This is a genomic window from Okeania sp. (assembly GCF_983059655.1).
Genome location: NZ_CEZPJD010000331.1, coordinates 1 through 5,721, shown reverse-complemented (window position 1 = coordinate 5,721; position 5,721 = coordinate 1). Strand labels below are relative to the sequence as shown.

Sequence of the window (5,721 nt, the reverse complement as noted above, 5' to 3'; positions counted from 1 at the left end):
ATAAGCGATCGCTCCACTCAATTGAGAAGATAGAGAAAATATTCGTTTCAGTGGAATTAAATTAAGCATTTTGTGAAGCTCATAAAAATCTGTGAGGTTTTTTGTCTTGCATTCCTCAAAAAATTGTGAGATGATTTATGTATTGGGAGTTGTTCGCCCCTACACATGACTTTTTATTCAACTAAAAATCCCGCAGTTTCTACTAATAAATATATCAGGACTTACGCAAATTCTTAGACAACAAGCTATCCATAGAGGGCGAATCCCATTCGCCCCTACTAGATATGGTAGTTCTGCGTAAGTCCTGTATATATAAGCGTACACTCCACTCAATTTAGAAGGGTCAAATTAAGCATTTTGTGAAGCTCATAAAAATCTGTGAGGTTTTTTGTCTTGCATTCCTCAAAAAATTGTGAGATGATTTATGTATTGGGAGTTGTTCGCCCCTACACATGACTTTTTATTCAACTAAAAATCCCGCAGTTTCTACTGATAACTATATCTATATATAGAATATAGAGATATAAGCGATCGCTCCACTCAATTGAGAAGATAGAGAAAATATTCGTTTCAGTGGAGTCAAATTAAGCATTTTGTGAAGCTCATAAAATCTGTGAAGTTTTTTGCCTTGCATTCCTCAAAAAATTGTGAGATGATTTATGTATTGGGAGTTGTTCGCCCCTACACATGACTTTTTATTCAACTAAAAATCCCGCAGTTTCTACTGATAACTATATCTATATATAGAATATAGAGATATAAGCGATCGCTCCACTCAATTGAGAAGATAGAGAAAATATTCGTTTCAGTGGAGTCAAATTAAGCATTTTGTGAAGCTCATAAAATCTGTGAAGTTTTTTGCCTTGCATTCCTCAAAAATAGTGAGAAAATTTATATATTGGTAGTTCTTAGCCCAGGGCAAACGCATCTAAATTTTTTGACAAATGACCAATGCGATCGCGTTTGCGTAGCATTCCATAGGAAAGCGGACTGGAAGTCTATCGTGCAGCAAATCACCATCAAAAAATATCAAAATTTTCAATAGTTAACTCAATAATTAATACTTAAAAAAACCTAATTCAGATTGAATATTAGATATTTATCAAAGATAATTATTTTAGTAATAATAGTAATATTTAACAATGAAACTCCAGTCCAAAAAGAGTATTTATAAATATCTTAATGAAGTGTACGACCTGAGAATAGATAGAACCAAAGGTCATAAATTAATTAATATTATTACAATTACTAGATAATTTTGTTTGACTGTAAAGTAGCAAAACTATTATTTATAGTGCTTTGATTACTTAAGCGCGATCGCAGCTGCTTAATGATTTTTAATAATTCCTCATACTTGTATAATTATACTTATTTTTATTGATTGCTTGAGATTTTGAATTATAGGAAATTAATGATATCTTAAAGATAATGGAATAATAGTTATTAATATTAAGTTAAATTCTCATGTATATACTAATTCCATAACAGTATCAAGTTCGTATTTCAGTCATTTAATAACCTTGACAAAATTTATAAAATAGTCTAAAAATAAAAATCTCACTTGGATAAATATCATTATTAAGTATATTTTTTGGTATAGTAATTAACCGAAATTAACTCACATCGCCAAGAATAGTTGAATTAAAGCATTCGTTATATTTATTAGAAAAATGTTAAACATTAAAAATAATTTTTGAAGTAAAATTACTAAAGATTAAGAATTGTAAAAAATGGAGTTATGTAGTAATGAAAATTCTTGTATTAAGCTGGGAATTTCCACCAAGAATTATTGGAGGCATAGCACGTCATGTTGCAGAATTATACCCAGAAATGGTGAAATTAGGACATGAAGTGCATTTAATCACAGTCAAGTCTGGCGAAGCGCCAATGTATGAAATTGTAGAAGGGATAGAAGTACATAGAGTGCCAGTCGGACCAAGTCAAAACTTCTTTCATTGGATAGCAAATATGAATGAAGCTATGGGTCGTCATGGAGGCAAACTAATAAAAGAAGAGAAAAATTTTGATATAATTCATGCCCATGATTGGTTAGTCACCGATGCAGCGATCGCTCTTAAACATATCTTTAAATTACCGTTAATAGCGACAATTCATGCCACAGAGAATGGTCGTCACAACGGTATTCATAATCATAGCCAACAGTACATTAATGAAAAGGAAAAAGAGCTAGTTTATAATGCTTGGCGAGTAATTGTTTGCTCTAGATATATGCAGATAGAAGTAGCAAGAACTTTAGACAGTCCTTGGGATAAAATAGATATAATTTATAATGGTATTTGTGCGGCCAAAAAACCAAGCAGAGATGAGTTTGATGCAGTAAGTTTCCGCAGGCATTTTGCAGAAGATCGAGAAAAAATTGTCTACTATTTAGGTAGGATGACCCCAGAAAAAGGTCTTTCTGTGTTAATTAATGCAGCGCCGAGGGTAATTTCAGAAATGGGAAACCGGGTAAAATTTATTATGATCGGTGGCGGAAAAACTGACCTTTGGAAAAAAGAAGTATGGAATTTGGGAGTTTCTAAATGGTTTCATTTTACCGGGTTTATGTCTGAAGAAAATTTAGATAAGTTTCAAGCGATCGCTGACTGTGCAGTATTTCCCAGTCTTTACGAACCTTTTGGCATTGTTGCCTTGGAAAGTTTTGCTGCGCGGGTGCCTGTGGTAGTTTCAGATACGGGTGGTTTGCCAGAAGTAGTGGAACATGGTAGAACAGGTATTGTCACGAAAGTTGGTAATTCTGTTTCTTTGGCACAAGGTATTGTGGAGGCGTTGAGAGATTCTGATTATATGCAAAAATTGGTTAGTAATGCTTATCAGGAATTAGAGTATAAATTTTGTTGGGGTAGGATAGCGAAACAAACAGATATAGTTTATCAGAGAGTTGCAGCAGAAAGGTTACAGGTTGTTTGGTAATTCAAACAAGGGGAGTATGGCGCTACGCGCAAGTCAGAAGTCAAAAGTCAAAAGTTATCTATGACTAACTTTGAGCTGCATAGCGCTACCAGATGCGACTGTCGTCGTCGCGAGGTCGCATCCGCATTTATAAATGTCCGCACCCTATTTGCGTAGTGCTATATCTTTCATGCGGTATGTACTTTTAGCTGCTCTTCTGGTGGGGTCGCCGTAGGTAAGGGCGACGTACAGGAGTGGTGAAGTCAGGAAATTTAGAAGTAGAATAGGAAAAAGGTAGAAAAATTCTCCTCACTCCCCTACTCCCCCACTCCCCCACTCCCCCACTCCCCTACTTTATAAACGGTGGCTTTCCGTAAAGATGTAATAGTAGCGATCGCGTGTTCAGCCACTAAGTCTATTTCTTCAGCAGTATTAAACCGCCCGATGCCAAAACGCACGGAAGCATAAGCTAATTTTTCTGAGCGCCCCAAAGCTGCCAAAACATGGGAAGGTGCTATTTTTGCAGAAGTACAAGCGGAACCCGAAGACACGGCCACCACAGGTTGTAACCCCAATAACAATGCTTGCCCATCTACACCCTCAACGCTAATATTCAAATTTCCTGACAAACGCTGAGTCGGATGTCCGTTGAGAAAAATCTTTCCCACTGTTTGCAGCTTTTCCCACAACTGTTGTCGCAAAGTAGTTAACCGTTTTGCCTCTAACTCCATTTCTGCTATTGCCACTTCCACAGCTTTACCAAAACCGACTATTTGAGGAGTATACAAAGTGCCAGAGCGCATTCCTCTTTCGTGACCGCCCCCATGTATTTGAGGTGCTAATTTTACTCTGGGATGACGACGACGCACATAGAGAGCGCCAACACCTTTTGGTCCGTAAATTTTATGGGCAGTTAATGATAGTAAATCAATATTAATTGTCTGTACATCTAGAGGAATTTTCCCAATAGCTTGTGCAGCATCAGTATGAAAAATAACGGAATTTTCTTTACATATTTCTCCTATTTTTGCCAAGGGTTGTAGGACACCAATTTCATTATTTGCTGCCATGACAGAGACTAATATTGTATCAGGACGTATGGCAGTTTTTAGGGAAGTTAAATCAATAATTCCATCTGTATTTACAGGTAAATAAGTAACTTCAAATCCCAAGTTTTGTAAATATACACAGGGGTCGAGAACAGCATTATGTTCAGTGGCAATAGTAATAATATGTTTACCTTTGTTGAAGTAAGCTTCGGCGATTCCTTTTATTGCTAAATTATTTGCTTCTGTTGCTCCACTAGTAAAGACAATTTCTTCGGGGGTAGCATTAATAGCTGAAGCTAAAATTTCTCTAGCTTTTTTAACTGCTGCTTCTGCTTCCCAACCATATTGATGAGTGACACTAGCAGGGTTGCCAAAATGTTCGGTGAAATAGGGCAACATTGTTTTTAATACTTGTTCATCAAGAGGAGTAGTAGCATTGCAGTCGAGATATATAGGACGTTTTAACATAATAATTACAGCAGTTTTCGTTGGAAGTACAAAATTTTATTGCTCTAGGGAATAGGGAACAGGGAACAGGGAACAGGGAACAGGGAACAGAAAATATAAAAATAGACTTTTCCAGAAAAGAAGGATTAAGGGAAAATAATTGATAATTTATGGAATAAAATTGATTATATTTTTTATTATTGGAAATATTTAATTGATGATTTTACCTAATCTTTTTAAGATACTTAAAACTTTATACAACTCATTCTCTCTTTTCAATAAGCTGAATGATTCAGATAAAGCATACTTAGGTGTATCTTGTTGAATTAATTTAATGAAAACTAATTCCATGCCATTTGTAACTAATCCAAAAATTGGTTTTTCTGGATGAGGATTAGCCATCATATAAGTGAGGGCTTGAGGGATACCATTAATTATAGATAATCCAGCATTTTTTGACTCAATTACTAATAAACATAAGTGATGTTTAAAAACTATTATATCAATCCGACCTTTAATAAGTTCATCCTGTGTTTCCACAGAAACATCAATATAATTTTCATCTACAATATCAAAAGGAAGCTGATAAAAATTTGCCCAAGCAAGTAGGGGAGCAATTACTGTCATTTTTACCAAAATTTCTAAAATTTCCCGATGTTTAATGGCATTCAAATAATTTGCTTTTGCTCGGTCTAATACTTGTTTTTCGATATCGGTTATCTCGGGTAAACCATCAAACCATTCTCTAAAAAATTGAATATCATCTGTTTGGTTGAGACTAAATTTATGCTCAACATCAATCATATTAGACATCTCCAAAAATCAAAAATAAAATCAATTCTTATCCATAAATTATCAATTATTCTTCCCTGTTCCCAGCTCCGGTGTTCCCAGCTCCGGTGTTCCCTCTTTTCTTCTGTTTGGTTGAGACTAAATTTATGCTCAACATCAATCATATTAGACATCTCCAAAAATCAAAAATAAAATCAATTCTTATCCATAAATTATCAATTATTCTTCCCTGTTCCCAGCTCCGGTGTTCCCTGTTCCCTCTTTTCTGGAGATGTCTATTTAGTTTATTTGTTTGAATAATTGCAGTCATGTTTTTTGTTTGTTGTACTATACCAATAAAAAAAGGAATGTTACAAATAATTAGTTAGTCTAAATTCCAATAATATCATGTCCAGTAGAAAAGTTATAATCAGACTTGTAGTTTTGCTCTAGCCCTCATATCACAGGGCTAATTTTGACTTATATTTTTACAGCGCTTTTCATTTGAGTAGACCACAAAATTATTTTTGGCACTTAGAGT

At 34.9% G+C, this 5,721-nt stretch carries 3 protein-coding genes; 1 reads left to right on the top strand and 2 read right to left on the bottom strand.

Going from position 1 to position 5,721, the window contains the following annotated elements:
* Positions 1–1,746: 1,746 nt before the first annotated feature.
* Positions 1,747–2,934, top strand: a complete 1,188-nt coding sequence (locus AC3DU7_RS18255) for a glycosyltransferase family 4 protein (protein ID WP_488040739.1) — start codon at positions 1,747–1,749, stop codon at positions 2,932–2,934.
* A gap of 296 nt (positions 2,935–3,230) precedes the next feature.
* Here the strand turns inward: AC3DU7_RS18255 and AC3DU7_RS18250 are convergent, their stop codons facing one another.
* Complete coding sequence (locus AC3DU7_RS18250; RefSeq protein WP_488040738.1) at positions 3,231–4,430, bottom strand: IscS subfamily cysteine desulfurase; 1,200 nt, start codon at positions 4,428–4,430, stop codon at positions 3,231–3,233.
* Positions 4,431–4,619: 189 nt separating this feature from the next.
* Positions 4,620–5,213, bottom strand: a complete 594-nt coding sequence (locus tag AC3DU7_RS18245) for a restriction endonuclease subunit R (RefSeq protein WP_488040737.1) — start codon at positions 5,211–5,213, stop codon at positions 4,620–4,622.
* Positions 5,214–5,721 lie beyond the last annotated feature (508 nt).

Bases quoted from the DNA above. Each gene is read 5' to 3' on its own strand.
- AC3DU7_RS18255 (WP_488040739.1), top strand. From the start codon at position 1,747: ATGAAAATTCTTGTATTAAGCTGGGAATTTCCACCAAGAATTATTGGA.
- AC3DU7_RS18250 (WP_488040738.1), bottom strand. From the start codon at position 4,430: ATGTTAAAACGTCCTATATATCTCGACTGCAATGCTACTACTCCTCTT.
- AC3DU7_RS18245 (WP_488040737.1), bottom strand. From the start codon at position 5,213: ATGATTGATGTTGAGCATAAATTTAGTCTCAACCAAACAGATGATATT.